Raw genomic sequence first — 25,868 nt, forward strand, 5'->3', positions numbered from 1 at the left:
GTCTCTTTTTCGACCGATTGTTAGATAATATCCACTCATCATTGATCCTCGGGGAAAGGAATTACCCGTCATGAAGCGTTTACTCCCGGTCGCCGCCGTGGCCACCACCGCGGCGTTGCTGCTCACAGGTTGCGGATCCGACAACGGTGGGCAGTCCGGTGAGACCAAGAAGGTCACCGTGGGCATCTCGCAGTTCGTGGAGCACCCCTCGCTCGACGCCGCCCGCGAAGGTTTCGTGCAGGCCCTCAAGGACGGCGGCTACACGGAGGGTGAGAACCTGACCCTGGACGTGCAGAACGCCTCCGGCGACCAGGCCACCGCGACCAACATCGCCTCCAACTTCGCGTCCTCCAACGACGATCTGATCCTGGGCATCGCCACGCCGTCCGCCCAGTCCCTGGCCCAGGCCGTCACGGACAAGCCCGTCCTGTTCACCGCGGTGACCGATCCCGTGGACGCGGGGCTCGTGAACTCCATGGATGCGCCCGGCGCCAACGTCACCGGCACCACGGACATGAACCCCGTGGCCGAGCAGATCCAGCTCATCAAGAAGCTCAAGCCTGGCGCCAAGTCCGTGGGCATCATCTACAGCTCCGGTGAGACCAACTCCCAGGTGCAGGTGGACGAGGCCAAGAAGGCCGCGCAGGCCGAGGGTCTGAAGGTTGAGGAGAAGACCGTGACCACCACGGCGGAGGTGGCCCAGGCCGCCGAGTCCTTCGACACCGACTCCATCTACGTGCCCACCGACAACAAGGTCGTAGCCGGGCTCGAGGCCGTGATCTCCGCGGCGGAGGCCAAGAAGATCTCGTTGATCGCGGGTGAGGGCGACTCCGTGGAGCGCGGTGCCCTGGCAACCCAGGGGATCAACTACACGGACCTGGGCAAGCAGACCGGTGAGATGGCGGTGCGCATCCTCAAAGACGGCGCCAAACCCGGCGAGATGGCCGTGGAGTCCCAGAAAGAGACCAAGCTCATCATCAACGCCAAGACCGCCAAGGCCATGGGCGTGGAGATCCCGCAGAGCCTGCGGGACCAGGCCGACCAGGTCATCGAGTAACGCCGGTGATCGCTGGAATCGAACTGGGGCTGATCTACGCGATCATGGCCCTGGGCGTGTACCTCACGTTCCGCGTGCTGGACTTCCCGGACCTGACCGTGGACCAGTCCTTCACGAGCGGGGCGGCCACCGCGGCCATGGTGATCCTGCACGGCGGCAGCCCGTGGTTCGCGACCGTCGTGGGCTTCGTGGTCGGCGCCTTCGCCGGTCTGATCACCGCGCTGCTGCACACCAAGGCGCGGATCAACGGGTTGCTCGCGGGCATCCTGACCATGACCGCCCTGTACTCCGTGAACCTGCGGCTTATGGGTGGCAAGGCGAACCTCGCGCTGTTGCGCGAGGAGACCGTCTTCACGCCCCTGCGCGAGGCCGGGCTGCAGGGGACGGTCGTGGGAGTGCTGTTGTTGTTGGTCGGTGTGCTGCTCGTGAAGCTCGCACTGGACTGGTTCCTGTACACGGACGCCGGCCTGGCCATGCAGGCCACGGGTGACAACCCGGAGATGATCCGTTCTTTCGGGGTGAATACGGACCGGCAGAAGATCCTCGGTCTGTGCCTGTCCAACGCCCTCGTGGGCTTGTCCGGTGCCCTGATCGCGCAGTACCAGGGCTTCGCGGACATCGGCATGGGCATCGGCATGATCGTCGTGGGCCTCGCCTCCGTGATCCTCGGCCAGGGCATCTTCGGCACGCGCACCGTGGTGATCGCCACGCTCGCGGTGATCCTCGGCTCGGTGCTGTACCGCCTGGTGATCACCGTGGCGCTGCAGGCGGGATTGAACCCCTCGGACATGAAGCTGATCTCCGCGGTGCTCGTGGTGATCGCGCTCGTGCTGCCGCAGCTCGGCGTGTACAAGCGGTGGAAGCGCCACCGCACCCTCAGGGCCGCGCAAGCGGTGCAGGCGGACGTGCGATCCCGCGCCCGGCGCACCGTGGACGCCGGTGTGTCCGGACGAACGGGAGCGTGATCGGATGTTGAACGTACAGGACGTGCACAAGACGTTCTTCGCCGGGACGGTCAACGAACGCGTGGCGTTGAACGGGGTGAGCCTCACGGTCAACCCCGGGGACTTCGTCACGGTCATCGGCTCCAACGGTGCGGGCAAGTCCACCCTGCTCAACACGGTGTCCGGGACGATCATCCCGGACAGCGGCCGGATCATGGTGGGGGACCGGGACGTCACGCGGCTTCCCGAACACCGCAAGGCCACGTGGATCTCCCGGGTGTTCCAGGACCCCATGAAGGGATCCTCGCCCACCCTGAGCATCGAGCAGAACATGGCCATCGCGCAGCGCCGCGGTCGCTCCCGTGGTCTCGCGCGCGGCGTCACCCGCGCCCGACGCCACGAGTTCGAGCAGGAGCTCAAGACCCTCGAACTGGGTCTGGAGCACCGGCTGGGGGCCAAGGTGGGGTTGCTGTCCGGCGGGCAACGCCAGGCGCTGTCCCTGCTCATGGCCACGTTCTCCGCACCCGAGATCTTGTTACTGGACGAGCACACGGCCGCCCTGGATCCCCAGCGTGCGCAGCACGTCACGGAGATCACCGAGCGGATCGTGAACGAGCGTCACCTGACCACGCTCATGGTCACGCACAACATGGACCAGGCCCTGCGGCTGGGCAACCGGCTCATCATGATGCACGAGGGTCGCATCCTTTTCGAGCTGGACGCGCAGCAGAAGGCCGAGGCCACCGTGGCGGATCTGCTCGCCGAGTTCCGCAAGCTGCAAGCGGCCACGGGCGAACCCGCCCTGGATGACGCTACGCTTCTGGAGACAGCTCGCAGCGCCGAACCGGCCGGTGCCCCGTCCCGGGGTGCCCCCGCCCATGGCGCCCCAACGGGTGGTTCCTCCGCTCCGGGGGTGTCACCGGAAGGCCATTGATCGTATGAAGCAGCCCCACCGCAGACAACGTTTCACGTCCGTCATCACCGCGGTGGGGCTGCTTTTGTTGTTCGTGTGTTGTTTCACCCTCCCGGAGGCACTCGTGGCCATGAGCCGAGCCGCGGCGGACCACGGGGGAGAGCCCTTGAACACTCGCGGGTGGACCATGATCGCGGTGGGTTTCGGAACCCTCGCGGTGGGTGGCCTGCTCACGATCGTGGGGGTCGTGCTGCGGCGCACGGCTCCACCCCGCCCGGTGGAGGAGGACCAACTGCTCGAAGAGCACTACGGCAGCGACTCCGTGGTCAATGAGTACGACCCACTCGAGCTGAACCCCCACCTGAGGACCCGCGAGCAGCGCCGCGGTCACCGCTGACCCGCTAGCTCGAACCACCCGCGATTCGGGTGCCGGCCCCGTAGGGCGTGGGGGTCCCCAAAATGGGAAAATGCCCTCCCCGAGGGGAGGGCATTCGTGGTGCCCGCGACAGGATTCGAACCTACGACCTTCTGCTCCGGAGGCAGACGCTCTATCCACTGAGCTACGCGGGCGTGCGGTGTCACAGGATCCGAGAACGAGGCCCGCGACGACAACTCGACGATACTACCAGGTCGCGCGGGCGCACCAATCGGCGCGGATCGAGCGGGGTGCTCCCGCGCCGTTACACTGGCACAGTGACTCCTGAAGAACTTTCCTCCGCTGTGTCCGCATGCCTGCAAGACGCCGTGGCCGCCGGTGAACTGACCCCGGTGGATGGCGCCGAACTCCCGCACGCGAAGGTGGAGCGACCCAAGAACCGTGAGCACGGGGACTGGGCTACCACCGTGGCCATGCAGGTGGCCAAGAAGGTGGGCCGTTCCCCCCGGGACGTCGCGCAGATCCTCTCCGAGCGCCTGTCGGCCGTCCCCGGTGTGAAGACGGTGGACATCGCCGGTCCGGGCTTCCTCAACGTCACGCTCGACGCCGCCGCGGCCGGTGAGCTCGCGCAGTCGATCGTGGAACAGGGGCGCGCCTTTGGGACCGCGGATACCCTGTCCGGCACGACCATCAACCTCGAGTTCGTCTCCGCGAACCCCACCGGTCCGATCCACCTGGGTGGCACGCGGTGGGCCGCCGTGGGTGACTCCCTGGCCCGGATCCTGGATTCGCAGGGTGCCTCGGTCGTGCGGGAGTACTACTTCAACGACCACGGCAACCAGATCGACCGCTTCGCCCGTTCGCTGCTGGCCCGCGCCCGCGGGGAGGCCGCCCCGGAGGACGGCTACGGCGGGCAGTACATCTCCGAGATCGCGGACGAGGTCCTGGCCCAGCACCCGGACGCCCTGGAATCCGAGGACCCGCAGGAGGTCTTCCGCGCCGCGGGCGTGGAACTGATGTTCGCCCAGATCAAATCCTCGCTGCACGATTTCGGCGTGGACTTCGACGTCTTCTTCCACGAGAACTCGCTGTTCGAGGACGGCCAGGTCGAGAAGCTGCTCGACCAGCTGCGTTCCTCGGACGCGCTGTACTTCGAGGACGGAGCGTGGTGGCTGCGCTCCACCGACCACGGGGACGACAAGGACCGCGTGGTCATCAAGTCGGACGGTCACGCCGCGTACATCGCGGGGGACATCGCCTACTTCAAGAACAAGCGGGACCGCGGTGCGGACCTGTGCATCTACATGCTCGGCGCGGACCACCACGGCTACGTGGCCCGGCTCAAGGCCGCCGCGGCCGCGCTCGGGGACTCCCCGGACGCCGTCGAGGTGCTGATCGGTCAGATGGTCAACCTGGTCAAGGACGGCACCGCGGTGCGGATGTCCAAGCGCGCGGGCACCGTGGTGACCATGGAGGACCTCGTGGAGGCCGTGGGCGTGGACGCCGCGCGGTACTCGCTGACCCGCTATTCCGTGGACTCCAACATCGACATCGATTTGGACGTGCTGACCAAGCGCTCCAACGAGAACCCGGTCTTCTACGTCCAGTACGCCCACGCACGCACGTGCGCTGTGGAACGCAACGCCCACGCCGCCGGTGTCGCGCACACGGACGAGGCCGGTGCCACCCGGTTCGACGCGTCCCTGCTCGAGCACCCGCGTGAAGCGGACCTGTTGGCCGCGCTCGGACAGTACCCGTCCGTCGTCGCCCAGGCCGCGGCCCTGCGCGAACCGCACCGCGTGGCGCGCCACCTCGAGGCCCTGGCCGGGGCGTACCACCGCTGGTACGACGCGTGCCGGGTCACCCCGCAGGGCGACGACCCCGTGGCGCCCGTCCACCACACCCGCCTATGGCTCAACGACGCCGTGCGCCAGGTCCTCGCCAATGGGCTGGACCTGCTGGGCGTCTCCGCTCCCGAAAGGATGTGATCCCATGACCGAACTCGCTCCCGCCCACCCGCTCGCCCCGGCCTGGCTGCAGGTCCCCGCGGACCCCGCGGCACTGGACCCCGTGGTCTTCACGTCCCAGTACGCCCGGGATGACACGGGGTGCGTCACCGTGGATTCCGTGCCCGTGACCGAGATCGCCGCGCGCCACGGTTCCCCGAGCTACGTGGTCTCTGAACGGACCTTCCGGGACCGCGCCCGCGGTTTCCGCGAGGCGTTCGAGGCCGCCCTGAATCCTCTCGGCGTGGAACTCGAGGTCTACTACGCCTCCAAGGCCCTGCTGAACACCGCCGTGGCGCGGTGGGCCACGGAGGAGGGCCTCAATATCGACACCGCCTCCGGCGGGGAACTCGCCGTGGCGCTCGCCGCGGGTGTGGCCCCGGGCCGGATCGCGTTGCACGGCAACAACAAGTCCGCGGAGGAAGTCGACCGGGCCCTCGAGGTGGGCGTGGGACGCATCGTCGTGGACTCGCTCGCCGAGATCGAGCTCGTGGCACGGCTGGCCCGCGACCGCGGCACCCGCGCGCCCGTGATGATCCGCGTGACCCCGGGGGTGCACGCGTCCACGCACGAGTTCATCGCGACCGCCCACGAGGACCAGAAGTTCGGACTCTCGCTGAACCCGGTGCAGGAGGGGGAGGACTCTCCCGCACTCGTGGCCGTGGCTGCATGCGTTGACGCCTCCGATGCACTGGACCTGCGCGGGCTGCACTGCCACATCGGATCCCAGATTTTCGCGGCGGAGGGCTTCGGTCAGGCCGCCGAGCGCGTCTTCGCGCTGCGCGAGACCGTGGCCGAGCGCTGGGACGTGACGCTGCCCGAGATCGACCTGGGTGGCGGCCACGGTGTGGCGTACACCGCCGCGGACAGTCCGCGCGAGGTCGCCGCGATCGCCGCGGACCTCGCCCCGTTGCTCGCCTCCGTGCTCGAGTCCTCGGACCTCCCCGCCCCGCACCTGTCCTTCGAACCGGGCCGGTTCATCGCCGGACCCTCCGGGTGCACGGTCTACACGGTGGGCACCGTCAAGACGGTCACGGTCAGCCCGGGCGTGCAGCGCCGGTACGTGTCCGTGGACGGCGGCATGAGCGACAACGCCCGTCCCGTGCTCTACGACGCCGACTACACCGCCGTGCTCGCCAACCGCGTGTCCGAGGAGACGCCCGTGCTCTCGCGCGTGGTCGGCAAGCACTGCGAGTCCGGTGACATCGTGGTCAAGGACGTCTACCTCCCCGGGGACGTCACCGCGGGTGACCTGCTCGTGGTGCCCGTGACTGGTGCGTATTGCTGGTCCCTGTCCAGCAACTACAACTGGCTGCCCCGCCCGGGGATCGTGGCGGTCGCACCGGACGGTGCCACCCGCGAGATCGTGCGCCGCGAGTCCGTCTCCGACCTGCTCGCCCGCGACACCGGGGTGTGAGCCGCCCGGCGCGGTCGAGGTACGCGAGCGACGTCGCACCCCGCCACCGCGCCGGACGCCGCCCCGCCATGCCTACCCCGCCGTACCCACCCCGCCGCGACCGCCCGCGGGGCGCGGCCCCACCCATTGACACGCCCCGACAGCAAGCCCCCGACAGAACACCAGGAGCCATGAACACTTCACCCGCAACCGACCGCGAGACGCCCGTGCTGAAAGTGGGCCTGCTGGGTGCCGGCACCGTGGGTTCCCAGGTGGCCCGCGTGCTGCTCAACCACGCCCACGAGCTGGCCCTGCGCAGCGGCGTGTGCCTGGAGCTGAGCGGCGTGGCCGTGCGCAATCCGCAAGCCCCGCGGGACACGGAGCTGCCCGCGGAGCTGCTGACCACGGACGTGGACGCGGTGATCGACGCCGCGGACGTGGTGGTGGAGCTGACCGGCGGGATCGAACCCACGCGCACGCGTGTGCTGCGTGCCCTGAACGCCGGGAAGTCCGTGATCACGGGCAACAAGGCGCTGCTCGCCGAGCACGGGCGCGAACTGCACGACGCCGCGGCGGCGTCGGGCGCACAGTTGTCCTACGAGGCCGCGGTGGCCGGCGCGATCCCCATCGTGCGCCCCATGCGCGACTCGCTCGCGGGGGACCGGGTCAACCGTTTCTTGGGCATCATGAACGGGACCACCAACTTCATCCTGGACCAGATGGACACCACGGGGGCCGCGTTCGACGACGCCCTCGCGCAGGCTCAGGAGCTCGGCTACGCCGAGGCGGACCCCACCGCGGACGTCGAGGGGCACGACGCCGCCGCCAAGGCCGCCGTGCTCGCGTCCCTCGCGTTCCACTCGACCTACACGATCGCGGACGTGCACTGCGTGGGGATCACGGGCATCACGGCGCAGGACGTCGCGGCCGCCCGCGAGGCGGGGTACGTGATCAAGCTGCTGTCCGTGGGCGAGCGCTGCGGTGACGGCGTGAATCTGCGCGTGAACCCCGTGATGATCCCGCGCGACCACGTGCTCGCGGGTGTGCACGGCGCGTACAACGCGGTGTTCGTGGAGGCCGCGAACGCGGGTTCCCTCATGTTCTACGGACAGGGCGCGGGTGGTCACCCCACGGCGTCGGCGGTGCTGGGCGACCTCGTCTCCGCGGCGCGCGCGATCGCGCTGGGAGCTCAGGGCATCCCGCTCGACGCCTACGCGGCGCTGCCCGCCGTGAGCATGGACGACGCCACCACGCGGCTGTCCATCACGGTGGCCGTCACGGACCGACTGGGTGCGCTCGCGCAACTGGCCCAGGTGTTCGCGGACCACGGGGTCTCGATCTCCACGATGCTGCAGATCGAGGACCCGGACGCCCCCGGGATGTCCCAGCTGCGGCTCGTGACGCACAGCGGTCGACACGCGTCCCTCATGGCCACGGTCGCGGCCCTGCGCGAGCTGGACGTGGTGCGGGACATCGTGTCCGTCACACCGGTGGAAGCCGGAGAATAATTCTTGAGCGCCCCGCGCACCACGCGGCGCGGGGCCACGATTCGAACCGAGGAGCACGCGGCATGGCACACGTCTGGCAGGGCGTCATCAACGAGTACAAGGACCGGTTGCCGGTCACCAAGCAGACCGAGGTCATCACCATGGGAGAGGGTGGCACCCCTCTGATCCAGGCGCGGGCGCTGTCCGAGCTCACGGGCTCCACGGTGTGGCTCAAGTTCGAGGGCATGAACCCCACCGGTTCGTTCAAGGACCGCGGGATGACCATGGCCATCACCAAGGCCAAGGAGTCCGGGGCCAAGGCCGTGGTGTGCGCGTCCACCGGCAACACGTCCGCATCCGCGGCGGCGTACGCCAAGCAGGCCGGGATGCGCAGCGCGGTGCTCGTGCCGGAGGGCAAGATCTCCATGGGCAAAATGTCCCAGGCCGTGGCCCACGGCGCGGACATCATCCAGATCGACGGCAACTTCGACAACTGCCTGGAGGTCGCGCGCAAGCTCTCCGAGTCCTACCCGGTCTTCCTGGTCAACTCCGTGAACCCGTACCGGATCGAGGGTCAGAAGACCGCGGCCTTCGAGGTCGTGGACACACTGGGCGACGCCCCGGACATCCACGTGCTGCCCGTGGGCAACGCCGGGAACATCACGGCGTACTGGAAGGGCTACCGAGAGTACGCGCAGGAGACCCCGGCCACCTCGGGTGAGACCCTGCCCGCGGTGTCCACCCGCACGCCCGCCATGTGGGGCTTCCAGGCGGAGGGTGCCGCACCTCTCGTGCTGGGCCATCCCGTGACGGAACCGGAGACCATCGCGACCGCGATTCGGATCGGCAACCCCGCGTCCTGGGACACGGCCATCGCCGCGCGTGACGAGTCCGGCGGGCTCATCGACTCCGTGAGCGACGTCGAGATCCTCGAGGCCCACCGTTGGCTCTCGTCCCGCGAGGGCGTGTTCGTGGAACCGGGCTCCGCATCCGGAGTGGCGGGTCTGCTCAAGAAGGCCCGGGCCGGGGAGGTACCCACGGACGCGACGATCGTGGTGACCGTCACGGGCCACGGCCTGAAGGACCCCCAGTGGGCGATCAAGGGCGCCGAGGCCGAGGACCCCACGGCTGCCGAGCCCAAGCGCGTGGCCTTCGACGTGGTCTCCGTGGCCTCGGCCCTCGGCCTGGAATGACCGGCTCCGCCGTGAATAACGCACCGTTGCACGCCACCCGCACCGACATGTCCGACAGCGCACCCCGCATCGGGAGCGTGCCGGGCGCCATCACGCCCGTGGGTACCACCGTGAGCGTGCGGGTCCCCGGCTCCACGGGCAACGTGGGCCCGGGCTTCGACTCGCTCGGTCTCGCGCTGGGTCACTACGACACCGTGACGCTCACGCGCATCGAGCGCGGACTCGAGTTCGACCTCTCGGGGGAGGGCGCGGCGGGCGTGCCGCGCGGTCCCGAGCACCTGGTGATCCGTGCCATGCAGGCCGCGTTCGACGCCGCCGGGGCCGGTGAGCTGCCCCCGCTGCGCTTGCGCGCCCACAACGCGATCCCGCACGGCCGGGGCATGGGCTCGTCGGCCTCCGCGGTGGTCGCCGGTGTCCTCGCGGCCAACGCGCTGCTCCCCGCGTCCCACCGGCTCTCACCGGATGCGGTGCTGCAGGTGTGCTCCCACATGGAGGGACACCCGGACAACGTGGCCCCCACCCTGCTGGGTGGTCTGACGATCTCGTACGAGGACGAAGGTCGTTTCCACAGCGTGCCCGTGCGCGTGCACCCGGACGTGGTCCCCGTGGTCGCGGTGCCCGACTTCGAAGTCGCCACGTCGGTGGCCCGCGGGCTGCTGCCGGAGATGATCGCGCATCGAACGGCGGCCGTGAACGCCGGCCGCGCGGCGCTTCTGGTTGCGGCCCTGAGCGAACGGCCCGAGTTGCTCGTGCCCGCGACGTTCGACCTGCTGCACCAGCCCTACCGCGCACAGGCCATGGCACCGAGCTGCGAGCTCATGACCCGATTGCGCGACCTCGGTCACGCCGCCCTGATCTCGGGTGCGGGCCCCACCGTGCTCACGCTCGCGAACGGCGCGGAGCACGCTGGGCGAGTGGCTGCGGCAATCGAGGAGATCGCGGCGGACGCGGCGTCGTCGGCGCGCGAATACCAGGGGCGAACGGTGACGTGGCGTGTTCATGTCCTGCGGGTGCCCGAAGAGGGTGCTAAAGTGAGCGTATCCACGCAATAGGCCCCGGGTTCGCGTCCGTGCCGGACAGTGCAGCCCCGCAGCCGAGCCTCGTGCGCAGTTCCTCAACGCAGGTGTTCGACCGCGTCGCCTCTCTGCGATCCTCTTCCGCGTAGACCAGCCACCTCTGTAATGTGGCGTCCCGGCTCCGCGGGAGATTCGGGGGACTTCATTGCTGATGACGCGCGCCTCCGGCGCGCACTTTCGTGGCCCGCCGCGGGTGGCCCACACCATCATCGTCGGGTTGCTGGCGATCTGAGTGCCGCAACCCCCATCGAGTCAGAAGGAAGCTTCGTGACAGAAACCACCGCCCCCGAACAGGGAACGGACACCTCGAACGCCCAGAGCACCGGTCTGTCCGGGCTCAAACTCGCGCAGCTGCAGGCCCTCGCGGCCCAGTTGGGCATTACCGGCGCGCGTCGCATGCGCAAGTCCTTGCTGGTCGAGGCCATCGAGGCCCACCAGCGCGGGGGCGCCGTCGCCGAGCGCGACAAAGCCGTGGAGGCCAAGATCGAGCAGACCGCTCGCAAGGCCTCCCAGCGCCACTCCTCCGACGCTCCGCAGTCGTCCTCCGCCGACGACGCTCCGGCCGCCGCGTCCGCGGACGCGGCGTCGTCGGACTCCTCCTCGAAGCCCCAGGAGGGCTCGGAGGGCGAGAACGGCGAACAGAACGTCCCGCGGCAGGGCGGTTCGCGCCGTTCCCGGCGCGCCACGGCCAGCGGCACCGGTGAGCACGGGCGCTCCGGCCAGGACCGTTCCGCCCAGAACCAGCAGGACAAGGACCAGGCGGAGAAGGGCCGGGACGAGTCCGGGCAGGACTCCGCCCAGGGCTCTGACGACTCCGGCAACGAGTCCGGGCGCGGCCAGCGCAACCAGCGCGGTCGCCGCAACGAGAAGTCCGAGCAGAACGGCTCGTCCCAGGACGAGAACCGGCGCGAGAACAAGCAAGGTCAGGTGGACGGTTCCCGCCACGCCAACCACCAGAAGGATTCCAAGGACAACGGTCAGGACCGGGACAACCGCCGTGACTCCAAGGGCCAAGGCGGTTCCAACGATTCCGGTGACCCCAAGGACGGCGGTCAGGACAACCAGAACCGCAACGACCGGCGCAACCGCAACAACAACGATCGCAACAACGACGGTGAGGGCAACTCCCGCCGCAACCGGCGCAACCGCAATCGCAACGATCGCAACGACCGTAACGATCGCAACGACCGCAACGAGCGGCGCAACCGTCGCAACCGGCACAACGGTCCGGACGTGGACGACGTCGAGATCACCGAGGACGACGTCCTGCTGCCCGTGGCGGGCATCCTGGACGTGCTCGACAACTACGCGTTCGTGCGCACCTCGGGCTACCTGCCCGGCCCGTCGGACGTGTACGTGAGCCTGTCCCAGGTCAAGAAGAACAACCTGCGCAAGGGCGACGCGATCGTGGGTGCCATCCGTGCTCCCCGCGAGGGCGAACAACACAACAACTCGCGCCAGAAGTTCTCCGCGCTCGTGCAGCTGACCACGGTCAACGGCCGCAAGCCCGAGGAGAACAAGGACCGGGTCGAGTTCAACAAGCTCGTTCCGCTGTACCCCCAGGAGCGGCTGCGCCTGGAGACCGAGCCCAAGAAAATCGGTCCCCGCGTGGTGGATCTCGTGGCCCCGATCGGCAAGGGCCAGCGCGGTCTGATCGTCTCCCCGCCCAAGGCCGGTAAGACGCTCATGCTGCAGTCGATCGCCAACGCGATCACGACCAACAACCCCGAGGTCCACCTCATGATGGTGCTCGTGGACGAGCGCCCCGAAGAGGTCACGGACATGCAGCGCACGGTCAAGGGTGAGGTTATCGCCTCGACCTTCGACCGGCCTGCGGACGACCACACCACGGTCGCGGAGCTCGCGATTGAGCGGGCCAAGCGCCTGGTGGAGATGGGCATGGACGTGGTGGTCCTGCTGGACTCCATGACCCGCCTGGGCCGCGCGTACAACCTCTCGGCACCGGCGTCCGGCCGCATCCTCTCCGGTGGTGTGGACTCCGCCGCGCTGTACCCGCCCAAGAAGTTCTTCGGCGCCGCGCGCAACATCGAGAACGGTGGCTCGCTGACCATCCTCGCGACCGCGCTCGTGGAGACCGGGTCCAAGATGGACGAGGTCATCTTCGAGGAGTTCAAGGGCACGGGCAACATGGAACTGCGCCTGTCCCGCCAGCTCGCGGACCGGCGGATCTTCCCGGCCGTGGACGTCAATTCCTCCGGTACCCGCCGCGAGGAGAACCTGCTGTCCGCGGACGAGATCAAGATCATGTGGCGGCTGCGCCGCGTGCTCTCCGGTCTGGAACAGCAGCAGGCCCTGGAACTGCTCACGAGCAAGCTGCGGGATACCCAGTCCAACACCGAGTTCCTGCTGCAGGTCCAGAAGACCACGCTGGCCGGTCACTAGGAACCCGCGAGCACCGCGTTCCACCCGTCGATCCCAGGAGAGCACCGTATGTCCGACCCCGTTCAGCCGCTGCTGGATGAGCACGCCGAGCTCCAGCGCGCCCTGGCGGATCCCGCCGTCCACGCGGACGCGAGCAAGGCCAGGAAACTGGGTCGGCGCTACTCCGAACTCAACGGCATCGTTGAGGCGCATCGCCGGGTGGAACGCATCTCCGAGGACCTGGGCGCCGCGCGCGAGCTCGGGAGCGTGGATCCCGAACTCGCCGCGGAGGTCAAGCCCCTTGAGGACGAGCTCGTCGTGGCGCGCGAGGAACTGCGCCGCAAGCTCATTCCGCGGGACCCGGACGACGGCCGCAACGTGATCCTCGAGGTCAAGGCGGGTGAGGGCGGGGACGAATCCGCCCTGTTCGCCGGGGACCTACTGCGCATGTACATGCGTTTCGCGGAACAGTCCGGGCTCAAGACCGAGATCCTCTCGTCAACCCCCACCGAACTGGGCGGCTACAAGGACGTCCAGCTCGCGGTCAAGGGGTCCTCCTCCGATCCGGCCGAGGGCGCGTGGGCCCGGTTCAAGTACGAGGGCGGGGTGCATCGCGTGCAGCGGGTGCCCGTGACCGAGTCCCAGGGGCGCGTGCACACGTCCGCTGCGGGGGTGCTGGTCTTCCCCGAGGTGGACGAGCCGGACGAGATCGACATCAACCAGAACGATCTCAAGATCGACGTCTACCGGTCCTCGGGTCCGGGTGGGCAGTCGGTGAACACCACGGATTCCGCGGTGCGGATCACGCACGTCCCTACGGGCATCGTGGTGTCCATGCAAAACGAGAAGTCCCAGCTGCAGAACCGTGAGGCGGCCATGCGCGTATTGCGCGCCCGGTTGCTCGCGCACCAGCAGGAACAGATCGACGCCGAGAACGCCGCAGCCCGCAAGTCGCAGGTGCGCACCGTGGACCGTTCGGAACGCATCCGCACCTACAACTTCCCCGAGAACCGCATCGCGGACCACCGCACCGGGTACAAGGCCTACAACCTGGACCACGTCCTGGACGGCGCATTGGAACCCGTGATCGCCTCCGCCGTGGAACTGGACGAGAAGCACCGGTTGGAACAACTGGGTCAGGACTCCGCACAGCACGGGTCCGTGGGCGGGAAGTAACTTCCCGTGGCCACGACTCTCGCCCAGGCGATCGCGTGGGGCCGGTCCCGGTTGCTTCGCGCGGGTGTGGCCTCCCCGGACGTCGACGCCGTGTTGCTCGCCGCCCACACGCTGGGCCTGGGCCGCGGGGACACCGAAGCGCGGGCCATCCTGGGCGCGCCGGAACCGCACGGGTACCGCGACCTCGTGGAACGCCGCGCACGGCGTGAGCCCCTGCAACACATCACGGGCACGGCCCCGTTCCGTAAGCTCGAGCTCGCGGTGGGTCCCGGGGTCTTCGTCCCCCGCCCGGAGACCGAACTGCTCGTCCAATTGACCCTGGATCTGGTGCGCGTATGGCGCGGGGCCGGCGAGACCCACCCGGGGGTCATCGACCTCGGGACGGGCAGTGGCGCGATAGCCCTGGCCGTGGCGAGCGAGGATCCCGCGAGTAGGGTCACCGCCGTGGAACGCGAACCGGCCGCACTGGAGTGGACCCGGCGCAATCTGGCGGGCTCCCGCGTGCGCTTGCTCGAATCCGACTACCGCGATGTCACGGTCGAGTCGGCGGGGCGGTTCTGCGTGGTCGTGACCAACCCACCCTACGTCCCGGACGGTGAGATCCCGGAGGATCCCGAAGTACGCGATTACGATCCACCCACGGCGCTGTACGGCGGGGACGAGACCGGGATGACGTTCCCGTGCGCCGCGATGGACACCGCCGTGCGGATCCTGCGTCCGGGCGGTTCGTTCGTCATGGAACACGCCGAGTCCCAGGTCGCGGCCGTCGCCCGCGCCCTCGAGGACCGGGGGTTCCGGGACATCCGCACGCACCACGACCTGACCGACCGCCCGCGGGCCACGACCGCCACGCTGCCGGGGCCGGGGGGCTGAGAGACCGGGCGCCGCAGCGCCGTCGTGCCGGGAGACGTACCGTGAACGGGACGGCCGGGTGCGCGGAGCACGGGAAGAACACGAAACACGTCAGCAGAGGAGTTGCTCGTGAGTGAGATCCGATCCTGCGGGACCCCGCAGGAACTCGAAGCGGCCGTGACCGAGGCCGCGGGCGTCGTCGCGGACGGCGAATGCCTCGTGCTGCCCACGGACACCGTCTACGGCATCGGCTGCGATGCGTTCTCGGCGCCCGGTGTCCAGGGACTGCTGGGCGCCAAGGGCCGCACGCGGGAAATGCCCCCGCCCGTGCTGATCGCCCGCCCCGAGGTGATCGACGGCCTCGCGGACCAGATCTCCGACGACGCCCGCGCGCTCGCGCAGGCGTTCTGGCCCGGCGCCCTCACGATCATCTGCTGGGCCCAGCCCACCCTGGGCTGGGACCTGGGGGAGACCCATGGGACAGTGGCGCTACGCGTTCCCGACGACGCCGTGACCCGCGCGGTCCTCGAGCGCGTGGGTCCCATGGCCGTGTCCTCCGCCAACCGGACGGGGATGCCCGCCGCGCGCACCGCCGAGCAGGCCCGCGAGATGCTGCAGGACCGCGTGGCGCTCTACCTCGACGACGGTCCGCGGCCCGCGGGTGAGGTCCCCACCGGTGCGCAGGACGTGGCCTCGACCATCGTGGACTGCACGGGGGAGACGCCCGTGGTGCTGCGCCACGGCGCGATCACGCTGGCGCGGCTGCGCGAGGTCGTCCCGAACGTGGACGGCGGCACCGAACCGGCAGCTCCGGCGACCGGTGAGAGCCCGGAGGCGGCCGCTGCAGCCGGCGGTGCCGGCGCGGCGGTCTCGGACGACGACGCCGCGGCGTCGACACAGTCCGCGCGTCAGAACCCCGAAGCGAATGCACCGGAATCGTTCGGCGAGGGCGCGGCCCTCTCGGCCGGCTCGACTCCCGCGGACGAGGACCTCGTGACCGACCTGGTCCGCAGTTCCCCCGCGGAGGCCCGTCCGTTCGTGGACCAGGGACGGGAACGCACACCGGACACCGAGCCGCGCTGGGACGGGACCGGGGCACTGAGCATGGAGGAGGCGCAGCGGCTCGTCGCCGGGGGACCCGAGAACCACGGGGCCTGAACAACAGGCGACTTGACGAGACGATCCCCGCACCATCCCTTGACGGGTACGGTGCGGGGATCGTTCTGTCAGCGCGGGAGTGCTCCGGACCGGGCCCGGCCGCGCTGCGAAGAACCCAACGCGCGGCTCAGCGACCCAGCGCGAGGTGCGCCTGGCGCAGCACCTCCTGCACGTGGGGCTCGGGGAGCACACCGTTCTCGTGGGCCCACCCGGGGACCTGGCGCTGACCGAACCACGTGACCTCCAGGCGGCGGATGAGCCCGCCGTAGCGGTAACCGGCAGCGGCCGAGGCCGTGCGCGCGGTCGCGATCACCGCCCGGCACACCCAGGACGGCAGCTGCAGGGGGTGGCGGCGTCCGGCGTCGCGCAGCACGGAACCGGTCGTGGCGCCCTCCCACGGTTGCAGGATCACGGGGGGCAGGACCTCAGGGAACTCGCCCACGGCCACCGTGAACTGCGCGAGGGCAGTCACGGAGGTCACGGGGGTGGGGGCGGAACCGTCCCCGGCGACCGAGCTCAGGGGCGAGGACGCGAACCGTGCGAGCATGCGCGTGGTGCGCCGCCCGCTGCCCATCACGGACGTCGCGCGGATCACGCTCAACTGCGGAGCGCCGGATTCCTCGCGCCATTGGGAGCGCAACCGGTAGAGCGCGGACTCGCCCAGGGCCTTGGAGAAGGAGTAGGGGGAGAACGGTGCGGTGCGGATGGACTCGTCCAGCACGGGTGCGTCGGCCTGCACGGACGCGGAACTCATGTGGATCACCCGGCGCACGCCCGTGCGGTGGGCGGCGAGCGCCACGAGGACGGGAAGCAGCGCGTTAGCCCCGGTGAGGGACTGCTGGTGCGTCTGATCGGGGGCGGCCAGACCGGCGGCGTTGACCACCACGTCCGCGCCGGCGAAGGAATCGGCCAGGTAGTCGATCACGGACTCGAGGCGGTGCGCGTGCTCAATGAGGTGGTGCACCGTGGTCGCGGGCGAGGCCAGTCGGGGGGTGGCCACCGGGGTGACCGGGATGTTCCGGGTCTGCAGGGCAGTGGTGATGGCGGAACCGATGAACCCCGTGGCCCCGAGAACGCGCCAGCTGTGAGCCGTCACTGTTGTGTCTCCTCCTGTGATGGTGTCTTCATCGTACGGTAGCGCCCCGGACCCGTTCTTGGTGGTCAGCCCGTGGTCGTCAGCACGGCACATCACCCGTACGGGTGACGTCGAGGTGGCGTCAAGGTACGCGTTGATAGACTCCCGGAGTTCACCGGCGTGCCGGGCGCCCGCGCGAGCGGCTGCGCGTGCGCCGCGGTCGAGCACATCTTCCTTGCACATCACGAGTCGTCCCGGGGGCGCCATGACCGAATCCACCGCGCGGGCGAGCGACCGTCCGGACGCGAACGTGAGCGTCGCGTGCGTCACGCAGGACCGCCCCGAGGACGTCGCGGCGCTGATCGACGCGCTGCGCGTCCAGACCGACCCGATCGCGAGTCTGTGTCTCGTGGACGCCGGGCACACTGCCCTGGACGAGGCCGCGCTGGGGGAGCGGATCGGGGGAGCCTTCACGCTGCACTACCGCCGCTCCGTGGCCAATCTGGGCGGGGCGGGCGGATTCGCGCTCGCCATCCTCACGGCGCTCGCGAGCGGCGCGGACCAGGTGTGGCTCATGGACGACGACGCCCATCCCGAGGACCCCGAGTGCCTACACACCCTGCGCGAAACAGCGCGCGAGCGGGGGCTCGCCGTGGTGTCACCGCTCATCGTGGCGCCCCAGGACCACGACGCCCTCGCGTTCCCGTTCCGCTTGGACGGTGGGATCACCCACCGTCGCGCGGACCTGGAACCGCTGGGCTTCATCGATTCCTACGCCAATTTCTTCAACGGTGCGCTCATGGACGAGTCCGTGTTCTTCCGGGTGGGGTTGCCGGACCTGAAACTGTTCCTGCGCGGGGATGAGGTCGACTTCCTCGTGCGCCTGCGCAAGAGTGGGCTGCCGTTCGGCACGGTCACGACCACGGCCGTGTCCCACCCGCCGGGCTGGGCCGAGGAACACGTGGTGATCCCCGGCAAGCTGCAGGTGTTGATCCCGCCGGGGGAGTTCAAGCAGCGCCACTTCTTCCGTAACCGCGGGTACGTCTCGTGGCGTTACAAGCGCGTGGTGCAACTGGTCGCGGACGCGATCGGATACCCCGCCCACTACGCGCGCCACCGTGATCTGCCCGGACTGGTGCGGTGGGCGCGGCTCTACGGCAACGGCATGCGCGGACGTGGTTTCGGTGGCCCTCGCTGACCCGCTGACCCCCGCGCAACTGCCGGCTCGGTTCTCGGTGCTGATCCCCGTGTACGCCGCGGACACCGCCGAGCGGATCCGGCGCGCGGTGGAGTCTAATTCGGTGGAGCAGACCCGCCCGCCCGCGGAGGTGCTGCTCGTCCAGGACGGTCCGGTGCCGGCGTCGGTCACGGCGGAGCTCGAGCGGCTCGCGAAAGAATCCCCGATCCCCGTCCGTGTGTTGCGGATCCCGGAGAACGGTGGCCTCGCCCAGGCGCTGACCGTTGCGTTGCCGCGGTGCGCGTACGACGTCGTCGCGCGCGCGGACGCGGACGACGTCTCCTACCCCCGCCGGTTCGAGAGGCAACTGCCCCTGATCGAGGACGGCGCGGACCTCGTGGGTGCGTCCATGCACGAGATCGGCGACGACGAGACTCGGCCCGTCGCGCTGCGCACAGCCCCCGTGGGGGCCGCGCGGATCGCCGCGGTGAGCCGATATCGCAACCCCATCTCCCACCCCACGGTCGTGCTGCGCCGCAGTGCCGCGCTCGTCGTGGGTGGTTACGAGGACGTCCCCATGGCCGAGGACTACTGGTTGTGGACGCGCATGCTCCATGCCGGGGCGGACGTGCGCAACGTGGCGGAACCGCTCGTGGGTTATCGCGTCTCCGCGGGCTCCTACGAACGCCGCGGCGGGTACCGCGTGCTGCGGGCCGAACTGACGTTGCAGCACCGGTTGCGCACCCTGGGCCACGTGGGGTTCCTACAATGGGCCGTGAACGTCATGGTGCGCGGCGGCTACCGATTCGTCCCCCTGAGGGTACGGGAAACGGCGTACCGGCTCATGGTGGGTCACCGCGACTGACCCGCACCCGAAAGGACTACGACTGCATGGTCACCCCCGCAAGCCCCACCCCCCGAGCGGACAAACCGGTCGCGTGGCTGTGGATCCAGATGATCTTGGATTCCGTCGCGTGGATCGTGGCGCTGTGGGTCGCGGCGTTCCTCCGGTTCGAGATGAACGTGGAGCTCATCTCCGTGGGGGGCGTGATCATCACGTGCGTGGTGGCGGTCGTGCTGCAACTGCTCGTGGGCTTCTCGTTCGCCCTCTACAAGGGCCGGTACTCGTTCGGCAGTTTTGAGGAGGCCAAGCTGCTCGTGGTCGTGACCGTGATCGTCACGGCACTGCTCGAGGCCGTCCTGCTGGTCTTCGGTGTGGCCCTGTGGATCCCGCGCTCGCTGGGGTTCATCGCGTTCCCGTTCGCGTGCCTGCTGATGGCCGCGTTCCGCTACCTCAAACGCATGTACCAGGAATCCACGGCCAAGCCGGGTGAGCAGGCGCAGAACGTGGTGATCTTCGGTGCGGGCGCGCTGGGCACGTTCCTGGTACACCGCATGATGCAGGACCCCGCCTCGGGTTTCCTGCCCGTGGCCCTGCTCGACGACGACCCCGCCAAGAAGCACCTGCGCATCTCCTCTGTCCCAGTCATGGGCACGCTGCACGACGCCGCGTCCGTCCTGGAGCACACGCGCGCCGGCGTGCTGATCGTGGCCGTCGCGGACGTGGACCCCCGCACCATGCAACGCGTCTCGGAAGCCGTGGAGGGCACCGGGACCCGCGTCATGACCGTCCCGCCCCTGACCGAGATGCTCACCGGCGCAAACCAGAGCGTGGACCTTCGTGACATCTCCATGGAGGACCTCATCGGACGGCGGCCCGTGGACATCCACGTGGAGGCCATTGCGGGGTACGTGACCGGCAAGCGCGTGCTCGTCACGGGCGCGGGTGGGTCGATCGGTTCGGAACTGTGCCGCCAACTCGTGGGTTTCGAACCCGCCGAGCTGATCATGCTGGACCGTGACGAATCCGGATTGCAGGCGACCCAGATCTCCATCACCGGGCGTGGCCTGCTGGACGGCAACGACACCGTGCTCTGTGACATCCGCGATCCGGACGCGCTCACCCGGGTGTTCCAGGACCGCCGGCCCCAGGTGGTCTTCCACGCTGCGGCGCTGAAGCACGTGTCCCTGCTCGAGCAGTACCCGGACGAGGCGTGGAAGACCAACGTCATGGGCTCGCTGCACGTGTTGAGCGCCGCGGCCGCCGTGGACGTGGACGTGTTCGTGAACATCTCCACGGACAAGGCCGCCAACCCCACCACGGCGCTCGGTCACTCCAAGCGCGTGGCGGAGAAACTCACCGCGTGGATGGGGGACCGCACGGGCAAGCGCTACGCGTCCGTGCGCTTCGGCAATGTCTTCGGTTCGCGCGGGTCCATGCTGCCGCTGTTCGCGGAACAGATCCGTCAGGGCGGGCCGATCACCGTGACCCACCCGGATGCCACCCGGTACTTCATGACCATCCCCGAGGCGTGTCAGCTCGTGATCCAGGCCGGTGCGATCGCGCACGGGGGAGAGGTGCTCATCCTGGATATGGGGGAGCCCGTGCGGATCCTGGACATCGCCCGCCGGTTGCGGTCGATGTCCGGGCGCGAGGACATCAGCATCGAGATCACCGGGCTGCGCCACGGTGAGAAGCTGCACGAGGACCTCATCGGCACGGGTGAGACTGACGAGCGGCCCTTCCACCCCAAGATCTCCCACGCCAAGGCCGAGCGCCTGGATCCCGCGAACCTGGACCGTCACGTGTGGAAGGTGCGCGGCGGGATGATGTTCACGGGGTCCATCCCGCAGGTCGTGGTGAGCACCCAGCCCAAGGTCACGGACTTCTCCGTGCCGCGCGCCGCCGAGTGCGCCCCGGCCACCGGACCCCGCGCCGAGGACGCGGACGCTGACGGTGCGGACGGCGACGCCGCCGAGGGACACACGGGCTGGAGGCGCCACGCATGAGCACCGTCCTCGCGTCCACCGCGTTCCTGCCCGCCCACGGCGTACCCACGGCCCCCGCGGTCGTCACCGGCCCCGCCGCTCTCACGGACGGCCAGGCGCTGAACCTGTTGCTGGCCCTCGCCCCGTGGACACTCGCCGCTGCCTTCGTGCTCTCAGTGCTCCTGCCGTTCGCGGTCAAGCCGTTGCTGCGCCGGTGGGGCGTGATCGACATCCCGTCCGACCGGTCCTCGCACTCGCGGCCCGTACTGCGCGGGATGGGACTCGCGGTGGCCATCGCCCTGATCCTCACGTACGGGTTGTCCCTGGGGTTCGGTCTGATCCCCGTGGACCGCTCGCTCGCCCTGTCCGTGCTCGCCATGACCGCGGCCAGCGCGGCCCTGGGCTGGGCCGAGGACTACCGCGGCGTGTCCGTCGGAGTCCGGTTGGGCATGCAGGCCCTCGTGGGCGCGCTCGGGACCGCCGCCATGATCGTGGCCCTGGGCATCCCCGCGTGGTGGTGGCCCGTGGGTGTGCTCGCGACCGTGGCCTACGTCAACATCGCCAACTTCATGGACGGTATCAACGGGATCTCCGGGCTGCACGGCGGCGTGGTGGGGCTGTTCTACGCGTGGGCCGGTGCGGCAAATGGGATGCCGTGGATGGTGTGCGCGGGCTTCGCGCTCGCCGGTGCGTTCCTGGGCTTCCTACCGTGGAACTTGGGGCGCGGTACGGTCTTCCTGGGCGACGTCGGCTCCTACGTCCTGGGCGGTGCCATCGCCGCGATCGCGATCGGCGCGTTCCTCTCGGGCGTCTACGTGGAGTACCTGCTGTCCCCGCTGCTGGTCTACCTCGCGGACACCGCCGTGACGCTCGTGCTGCGGATCCGCCGCGGAGAGGTCTGGTACACACCGCACCGGCAGCACGTCTACCAGCGCCTCACGGACGTGGGCCTGTCCCACGTGCAGTCCGCCGCGGTGGTCACGACCGCCACGGCGTGCGTTAGTCTGATCTCCCTCTACGGTCTGCGGGCCGCGGGCACGGGTTCCGTGCTCGCCGGTGTGGCCGTGGTGCTCGTGATCGTGCTGTACCTCGTGTCCCCGGTGCTGCTCGACCGCGCCCGGAGCACCGCACGGAGTTTGCGCTCGTGACCCCTGACCGCGCTCCGCGTTCGTCGGCGGAATCCGCCGCGCACGACGCCGCCCGCTCCCGCCCCCCTTCCTACGCCCGGGGTGTGCGGGCCGGGGCCGTCATGTTCCTGATCCTGGGTGTGATTCTGCTTACACTTTCAGCCGTCGTGGACATGCTCTCGGCACCGCGCTCGGTGCTGCTCGGGGCGGGGATCATCGCGGTCAGCTCCGCAGCCACCGCCCTCGTGGCGGCTCAGATGTACCGCGTGGCACCAGCGGCCACGGCTCCCGCGCTCGCCGCGCTGTACCTCCTCAAGGTGCTCGTGCTGGGCTGGTTCCTGCTGTTCCTGGGGGCCCCGCCGTGGCTCGTCCCGCGCGTGTTCGCCGTGACCGTCCTGGTGTGTCTCGTACTCGCCCTGGCCGGTTTCACCGTGCTGACCCGCGGTGTCACCCGGCAGGACGCGCCCGAGCCCGCACCCCACGCGGCGTCGTCGGCCGTCGAACACGCCCACGACGACGCCGCTGCCGCCCCGTCCGTCCCTCCCGCCCGTGACTCGAGTGGCGGCCGGGCGGGGCACGACCGACCCACTCACGAAAGGCGAACGCCATGAGTTCCGCACCGAACGAGCCGGGAGACCGGCGCCCCAGGGACCTGCGGGGGATGTCAACGCGCATGCGGGACAACGCGCGCAAGGAAACCCTCCACACCGCGGGGGAGCTCGTGGAGCGTGGCGGTCTGGGTGGTGGGATCGCGGTCCTGCTGTACATCGTGGTCGGTGCGGTGTTTTGGAGTTTGGTAGGCTGGTTCCTGGATCACCTACTGGGAACTCGGTGGATTGTGATCGCGGGAGCTGTCTTTGGGGCGGCCGCCGGGGTGTACCTCGGTTATCTTCATATGAGGGACGCCTTGAACCGCAGTACCGCCCCGCAAAAGACCCCGTCGGAGACGAAGAAGTCATCCGGCATGGGCCCCGAGCCCAGAGTGTGACCGGTCTGGATACCGCAGAAAGGACCCGTATTGAACCCCGCCCTGAGGATTCCGGCCGAATTCGTGGCCCCGACCACGGAAGATGCGCATCTGCCCCCGTTCTTCGAAGTGGGTTCCTTCGCCCTCGGTAAGCACTCGTTGCTGATCCTGTTGTCGGTCGTTCTGATCGCCGCGTTCTTCATGTACGTGGTGCGGCGGCGAGCGCTGGTCCCCACCAAGGGCCAGTACCTGGGTGAGATGGGCTACGGGCTCGTGCGTAACCACCTGGGTCGCGACATCATCGGCGAGAAGGACTTCCGCCCGTTCGTGCCCCTGCTGTTCACCTTCTTCTTCTTTATCCTGGTGAACAACCTCTTCGGGTCCATCCCCGTCCTTCAGCTGCCCACGTTCTCGCACCCCGGCACCGCGTACGTCTTCGCGGCAATCGCCTACGTCGTGTGGGTCGGGGTCGGCATCAAGCGCCACGGTCTGGGCCACTTCATGGCCAAGATGACCATGCCGCCGAACGTCCCCAAGGTCCTGTACCTCATCCTGATCCCGCTCGAGTTCCTCTCGAACATGATCATCCGCCCCGTGACCCACGCACTGCGTGTGTTCGCCACCATGTTCGCCGGCCACATGGCCATCATGGTCGCGGCGGCCTTCATGGCGTACCTCGCCACCGAGGTGGGCGGCGCCCTGGGCATCGGCGGTTCGATCTTCGGTCTGGTCCTCGGACTGTTCATCTACTTCCTGGAGGTTCTGATCCAGATCCTTCAGGCCTACATCTTCACCCTGCTGTTCGCCGTGTACGTACAGGGCGCACTGCAGGAGGGGCACTAGCCCCACGAAGGAGCGCGACCTCCGGGCCGCTCACGTGACCATCGACCATTCACGGTTTCCCGTAATGGCACCACGGCCCGCTCCAGCGGGCACCCAGAAAGGAAATATCCATAATGGAAGGTTCGCTCAGCGTTATTGGCTACGGTCTCGCTGCCATCGGCGGTGGCATCGGTGTGGGTCTCATCTTCGCGGCTTACATGCAGTCCGTGGCCCGTCAGCCCGAGTCCCAGCGCGTGATCCAGCCCATGCTGTTCATGGGCTTCGCCGTGGTCGAGGCGCTCGCCATTCTGGGCTTCGTCCTGGCGCTGCTCTAAGGGCTCTCCCTTTCGCACTCGCCCTAACTAGAGAACAGGAATCGCGCTCATGAACGCAATGGTGTTGGCAGCTGAAGAGGGGCAGAGCCCTCTGTTCCCCAACGGCTGGGAAATGCTGATTACCTTTGTGGGGTTCGCAATTCTGCTCTTCATCGCGTACAAGTTCATCGTCCCGGCGTTCGAGAAGGTCTTCAGGGACCGCGCTGACGCCATCGAGGGTGGACTGGCCAAGGCCAAGGCTGCTCAGGCCGAGGCGAAGGCCGCTCGCGACGAGTACAACCAGCAGCTCGAAAGTGCCCGGCTCGAGGCCCAGAAGATTCGTGAGGAAGCTCGCTCCGAGGGCGAGAAGATCCTGGCGGACTTCAAGGATCGCGCCAACCTCGAATCCGCGCGGATCACCGAGAACGCCCACAAGGCCATCGAGGCCGAGCGTGCGGCCGCGGTGGTCTCACTGCGTGACGAGGTCGGCACTTTGGCAACACAGCTCGCGTCCAAGATCGTCGGGGAGTCCTTGAACGACGACGATCGCGCCAACCGCGTGGTCGATCGTTTCCTGGCTGATCTCGAGGCCGAGCAAGGTCGCACGGGAGCTGCACGGTAATGGCAGAAGCATCGAACGAACCCTATCGTCCGCTCTCCGTGGACGTTGACCGCTGGGCATCTGCCGCGAGTCCCGAGATCGCACACCAGTTGTTCGAGATCCTGGACGTCGTGGACGAGAACGGCGCACTGCGCCGCGCTCTCACGGATCCCTCCCGGCCCGCAGAGGACCGCGCCCGGTTCGTGCACACGCTGCTCGACGGCCGCGCGCACGAGGTGGCCGTGGACGTCGTCGCCGAACTCGCGTCCCAGCGCAGCGCCACCGAGCGCCAGCTGGGTGACGGGATCGAACGCACGGCCGTGTTGTTCGCGGCCGCGTCCGCCGAGAACCGCGGCGGCGTGAACGCGCTCGAGACCCTCGTGGACGAACTGATCCGGTTCAAGTCCGTACTGGAACACTCCACCGAGGTGCAGAACGCGTTCTCGGACTCGCGCGCGAGCGCGCAGGCCAAGGTCACCCTGGCCCGTCGTCTCATGACGACGAGCTCGGAGGAGGTCTCCTTGCTGATCGAACGCGCGGTGAGCGAACCCCGGGGCGCACTACCCGGTCGCCTGCTCGGGCACTTTGCCGAGTGGGTCGCGGACCGTCAGCAGCGCTGGATCGCGCGGATCACCACGGCTCGTCCCCTCCGGGAGGACCAGACGGAGAAACTGCGCCAGGGTCTGAACCGGCTGTACGGACGGGACCTGAAGCTCACCACGGAGGTGGACCCGTCGTTGGTGGGTGGCCTGCGGGTGCAGGTGGGCGAGGAGGTCATCGACGGATCGGTGACCCACCGGCTGGAACAGTTGCAGCAGCGGATCGCAGCCTGATCCCCGCGCGCAGCGGGGATCGCGGGGAGTCGGTCGATGCCGGCATCTCGTCACGTTGCCCCCCGACCGCTGAGGCGGCCGCACGGCGATGGGGCAACGCATCGCGA

General features: G+C 69.0%; 24 protein-coding genes and 1 tRNA gene. 23 read left to right on the forward strand and 2 right to left on the reverse strand.

Annotated elements, in window-relative coordinates; genetic code table 11:
• Nucleotides 1-70: 70 nt before the first annotated feature.
• The 4 genes from HBK84_RS04945 to HBK84_RS04960 are packed head-to-tail and all read left to right on the forward strand — an operon-like array spanning nt 71 to nt 3,311.
• On the forward strand, nt 71-1,057 hold the full coding sequence (locus tag HBK84_RS04945; RefSeq protein ID WP_167318345.1) for an ABC transporter substrate-binding protein: 987 nt from the start codon (nt 71-73) through the stop codon (nt 1,055-1,057).
• Between the two features lie 5 nt (nt 1,058-1,062).
• Nucleotides 1,063-2,022 carry an ABC transporter permease gene (locus tag HBK84_RS04950; RefSeq protein WP_085106359.1) on the forward strand — a complete coding sequence of 320 codons (960 nt, stop codon included), beginning with the start codon at nt 1,063-1,065 and terminating at the stop codon, nt 2,020-2,022.
• Between the two features lie 4 nt (nt 2,023-2,026).
• Complete coding sequence (locus HBK84_RS04955) at nt 2,027-2,935, forward strand: ABC transporter ATP-binding protein (protein ID WP_167318346.1); 909 nt, start codon at nt 2,027-2,029, stop codon at nt 2,933-2,935.
• A 4-nt stretch (nt 2,936-2,939) separates the two neighbouring features.
• The gene (locus HBK84_RS04960; protein ID WP_064845341.1) at nt 2,940-3,311 is read left to right on the forward strand and encodes a hypothetical protein; all 372 of its coding nucleotides are present in this window, start codon (nt 2,940-2,942) and stop codon (nt 3,309-3,311) included.
• A 97-nt stretch (nt 3,312-3,408) separates the two neighbouring features.
• Here HBK84_RS04960 and HBK84_RS04965 read toward each other — a convergent pair.
• A tRNA-Arg gene (locus HBK84_RS04965) sits at nt 3,409-3,484 on the reverse strand.
• A 123-nt stretch (nt 3,485-3,607) separates the two neighbouring features.
• Between HBK84_RS04965 and argS the strand changes: the two genes are divergently transcribed.
• The 9 genes from argS (at nt 3,608) to HBK84_RS05010 (ending at nt 16,016) form a co-directional block, all read left to right on the forward strand.
• Nucleotides 3,608-5,278, forward strand: a complete 1,671-nt coding sequence (argS, locus tag HBK84_RS04970; RefSeq protein ID WP_167318347.1) for an arginine--tRNA ligase — start codon at nt 3,608-3,610, stop codon at nt 5,276-5,278.
• A gap of 4 nt (nt 5,279-5,282) precedes the next feature.
• Nucleotides 5,283-6,713 carry a diaminopimelate decarboxylase gene (lysA, locus tag HBK84_RS04975; protein ID WP_167318348.1) on the forward strand — a complete coding sequence of 477 codons (1,431 nt, stop codon included), beginning with the start codon at nt 5,283-5,285 and terminating at the stop codon, nt 6,711-6,713.
• A gap of 170 nt (nt 6,714-6,883) precedes the next feature.
• Nucleotides 6,884-8,200 (forward strand): homoserine dehydrogenase, encoded by a 1,317-nt coding sequence (locus HBK84_RS04980; RefSeq protein WP_052160870.1) that lies wholly within the window; start codon nt 6,884-6,886, stop codon nt 8,198-8,200.
• A 62-nt stretch (nt 8,201-8,262) separates the two neighbouring features.
• Nucleotides 8,263-9,372 carry a threonine synthase gene (gene thrC / locus HBK84_RS04985; protein WP_064845337.1) on the forward strand — a complete coding sequence of 370 codons (1,110 nt, stop codon included), beginning with the start codon at nt 8,263-8,265 and terminating at the stop codon, nt 9,370-9,372.
• A gap of 47 nt (nt 9,373-9,419) precedes the next feature.
• On the forward strand, nt 9,420-10,424 hold the full coding sequence (gene thrB, locus HBK84_RS04990) for a homoserine kinase (RefSeq protein WP_167319129.1): 1,005 nt from the start codon (nt 9,420-9,422) through the stop codon (nt 10,422-10,424).
• Nucleotides 10,425-10,715: 291 nt separating this feature from the next.
• Nucleotides 10,716-12,851 (forward strand): transcription termination factor Rho, encoded by a 2,136-nt coding sequence (rho, locus tag HBK84_RS04995; RefSeq protein WP_085106353.1) that lies wholly within the window; start codon nt 10,716-10,718, stop codon nt 12,849-12,851.
• Between the two features lie 48 nt (nt 12,852-12,899).
• Nucleotides 12,900-14,006, forward strand: a complete 1,107-nt coding sequence (prfA, locus tag HBK84_RS05000; protein ID WP_144998098.1) for a peptide chain release factor 1 — start codon at nt 12,900-12,902, stop codon at nt 14,004-14,006.
• A 6-nt stretch (nt 14,007-14,012) separates the two neighbouring features.
• A complete protein-coding gene (gene prmC, locus HBK84_RS05005) occupies nt 14,013-14,879 on the forward strand; it encodes a peptide chain release factor N(5)-glutamine methyltransferase (RefSeq protein ID WP_098054778.1) in 867 nt (288 codons plus the stop codon).
• Between the two features lie 108 nt (nt 14,880-14,987).
• Nucleotides 14,988-16,016 (forward strand): L-threonylcarbamoyladenylate synthase, encoded by a 1,029-nt coding sequence (locus HBK84_RS05010; RefSeq protein ID WP_144998100.1) that lies wholly within the window; start codon nt 14,988-14,990, stop codon nt 16,014-16,016.
• Between the two features lie 127 nt (nt 16,017-16,143).
• Here HBK84_RS05010 and HBK84_RS05015 read toward each other — a convergent pair whose 3' ends face one another.
• Entirely contained in the window at nt 16,144-17,112 is a 969-nt protein-coding gene (locus HBK84_RS05015; protein ID WP_085106384.1) for an NAD(P)-dependent oxidoreductase, read from the reverse strand.
• Nucleotides 17,113-17,356: 244 nt separating this feature from the next.
• Here HBK84_RS05015 and HBK84_RS05020 point away from each other — a divergent pair, with 244 nt between their 5' ends.
• The 10 genes from HBK84_RS05020 to HBK84_RS05065 all read left to right on the forward strand — a co-directional run bounded on the left by HBK84_RS05020 (nt 17,357) and on the right by HBK84_RS05065 (nt 25,761).
• Entirely contained in the window at nt 17,357-18,289 is a 933-nt protein-coding gene (locus tag HBK84_RS05020; protein WP_144930706.1) for a glycosyltransferase, read from the forward strand.
• Nucleotides 18,276-19,133 carry a glycosyltransferase gene (locus tag HBK84_RS05025; protein ID WP_167318349.1) on the forward strand — a complete coding sequence of 286 codons (858 nt, stop codon included), beginning with the start codon at nt 18,276-18,278 and terminating at the stop codon, nt 19,131-19,133. Before HBK84_RS05020 ends, HBK84_RS05025 begins: the two co-directional genes overlap by 14 nt.
• A 26-nt stretch (nt 19,134-19,159) precedes the next feature.
• Entirely contained in the window at nt 19,160-21,118 is a 1,959-nt protein-coding gene (locus HBK84_RS05030) for a nucleoside-diphosphate sugar epimerase/dehydratase (protein WP_231885433.1), read from the forward strand.
• Nucleotides 21,115-22,245, forward strand: coding sequence for a glycosyltransferase family 4 protein (locus HBK84_RS05035; protein WP_167318350.1), 1,131 nt, complete (start codon nt 21,115-21,117; stop codon nt 22,243-22,245). The genes HBK84_RS05030 and HBK84_RS05035 overlap by 4 nt, the downstream gene beginning before the upstream one ends.
• The gene (locus HBK84_RS05040; RefSeq protein ID WP_085106347.1) at nt 22,242-22,835 is read left to right on the forward strand and encodes a hypothetical protein; all 594 of its coding nucleotides are present in this window, start codon (nt 22,242-22,244) and stop codon (nt 22,833-22,835) included. Before HBK84_RS05035 ends, HBK84_RS05040 begins: the two co-directional genes overlap by 4 nt.
• Nucleotides 22,832-23,212, forward strand: coding sequence for a hypothetical protein (locus HBK84_RS05045; RefSeq protein ID WP_064845328.1), 381 nt, complete (start codon nt 22,832-22,834; stop codon nt 23,210-23,212). Before HBK84_RS05040 ends, HBK84_RS05045 begins: the two co-directional genes overlap by 4 nt.
• A gap of 30 nt (nt 23,213-23,242) precedes the next feature.
• Nucleotides 23,243-24,034: a F0F1 ATP synthase subunit A gene (atpB, locus tag HBK84_RS05050; protein ID WP_144930710.1), complete on the forward strand. Its 792-nt coding sequence runs from the start codon at nt 23,243-23,245 to the stop codon at nt 24,032-24,034.
• A 113-nt stretch (nt 24,035-24,147) separates the two neighbouring features.
• Entirely contained in the window at nt 24,148-24,348 is a 201-nt protein-coding gene (gene atpE / locus HBK84_RS05055) for an ATP synthase F0 subunit C (protein WP_035964663.1), read from the forward strand.
• Nucleotides 24,349-24,397: 49 nt separating this feature from the next.
• Complete coding sequence (locus HBK84_RS05060) at nt 24,398-24,949, forward strand: F0F1 ATP synthase subunit B (protein ID WP_035964661.1); 552 nt, start codon at nt 24,398-24,400, stop codon at nt 24,947-24,949.
• Nucleotides 24,949-25,761: a F0F1 ATP synthase subunit delta gene (locus tag HBK84_RS05065; protein WP_167318351.1), complete on the forward strand. Its 813-nt coding sequence runs from the start codon at nt 24,949-24,951 to the stop codon at nt 25,759-25,761. Before HBK84_RS05060 ends, HBK84_RS05065 begins: the two co-directional genes overlap by 1 nt.
• The last annotated feature ends 107 nt before the right edge of the window (nt 25,762-25,868 follow it).

The sequence above is a fragment of the Kocuria sp. KD4 genome, assembly GCF_011769905.1.
Lineage (GTDB): Bacteria > Actinomycetota > Actinomycetes > Actinomycetales > Micrococcaceae > Kocuria > Kocuria marina.

Bases quoted from the DNA above. Each gene is read 5' to 3' on its own strand.
- HBK84_RS04945 (WP_167318345.1), top strand. From the start codon at position 71: ATGAAGCGTTTACTCCCGGTCGCCGCCGTGGCCACCACCGCGGCGTTG.
- HBK84_RS04955 (WP_167318346.1), top strand. From the start codon at position 2,027: ATGTTGAACGTACAGGACGTGCACAAGACGTTCTTCGCCGGGACGGTC.
- HBK84_RS04960 (WP_064845341.1), top strand. From the start codon at position 2,940: ATGAAGCAGCCCCACCGCAGACAACGTTTCACGTCCGTCATCACCGCG.
- lysA (WP_167318348.1), top strand. From the start codon at position 5,283: ATGACCGAACTCGCTCCCGCCCACCCGCTCGCCCCGGCCTGGCTGCAG.
- HBK84_RS04980 (WP_052160870.1), top strand. From the start codon at position 6,884: ATGAACACTTCACCCGCAACCGACCGCGAGACGCCCGTGCTGAAAGTG.
- thrC (WP_064845337.1), top strand. From the start codon at position 8,263: ATGGCACACGTCTGGCAGGGCGTCATCAACGAGTACAAGGACCGGTTG.
- thrB (WP_167319129.1), top strand. From the start codon at position 9,420: ATGTCCGACAGCGCACCCCGCATCGGGAGCGTGCCGGGCGCCATCACG.
- prfA (WP_144998098.1), top strand. From the start codon at position 12,900: ATGTCCGACCCCGTTCAGCCGCTGCTGGATGAGCACGCCGAGCTCCAG.
- HBK84_RS05020 (WP_144930706.1), top strand. From the start codon at position 17,357: ATGACCGAATCCACCGCGCGGGCGAGCGACCGTCCGGACGCGAACGTG.
- HBK84_RS05030 (WP_231885433.1), top strand. From the start codon at position 19,160: ATGGTCACCCCCGCAAGCCCCACCCCCCGAGCGGACAAACCGGTCGCG.
- HBK84_RS05035 (WP_167318350.1), top strand. From the start codon at position 21,115: ATGAGCACCGTCCTCGCGTCCACCGCGTTCCTGCCCGCCCACGGCGTA.
- HBK84_RS05045 (WP_064845328.1), top strand. From the start codon at position 22,832: ATGAGTTCCGCACCGAACGAGCCGGGAGACCGGCGCCCCAGGGACCTG.
- atpE (WP_035964663.1), top strand. From the start codon at position 24,148: ATGGAAGGTTCGCTCAGCGTTATTGGCTACGGTCTCGCTGCCATCGGC.
- HBK84_RS05060 (WP_035964661.1), top strand. From the start codon at position 24,398: ATGAACGCAATGGTGTTGGCAGCTGAAGAGGGGCAGAGCCCTCTGTTC.
- HBK84_RS05065 (WP_167318351.1), top strand. From the start codon at position 24,949: ATGGCAGAAGCATCGAACGAACCCTATCGTCCGCTCTCCGTGGACGTT.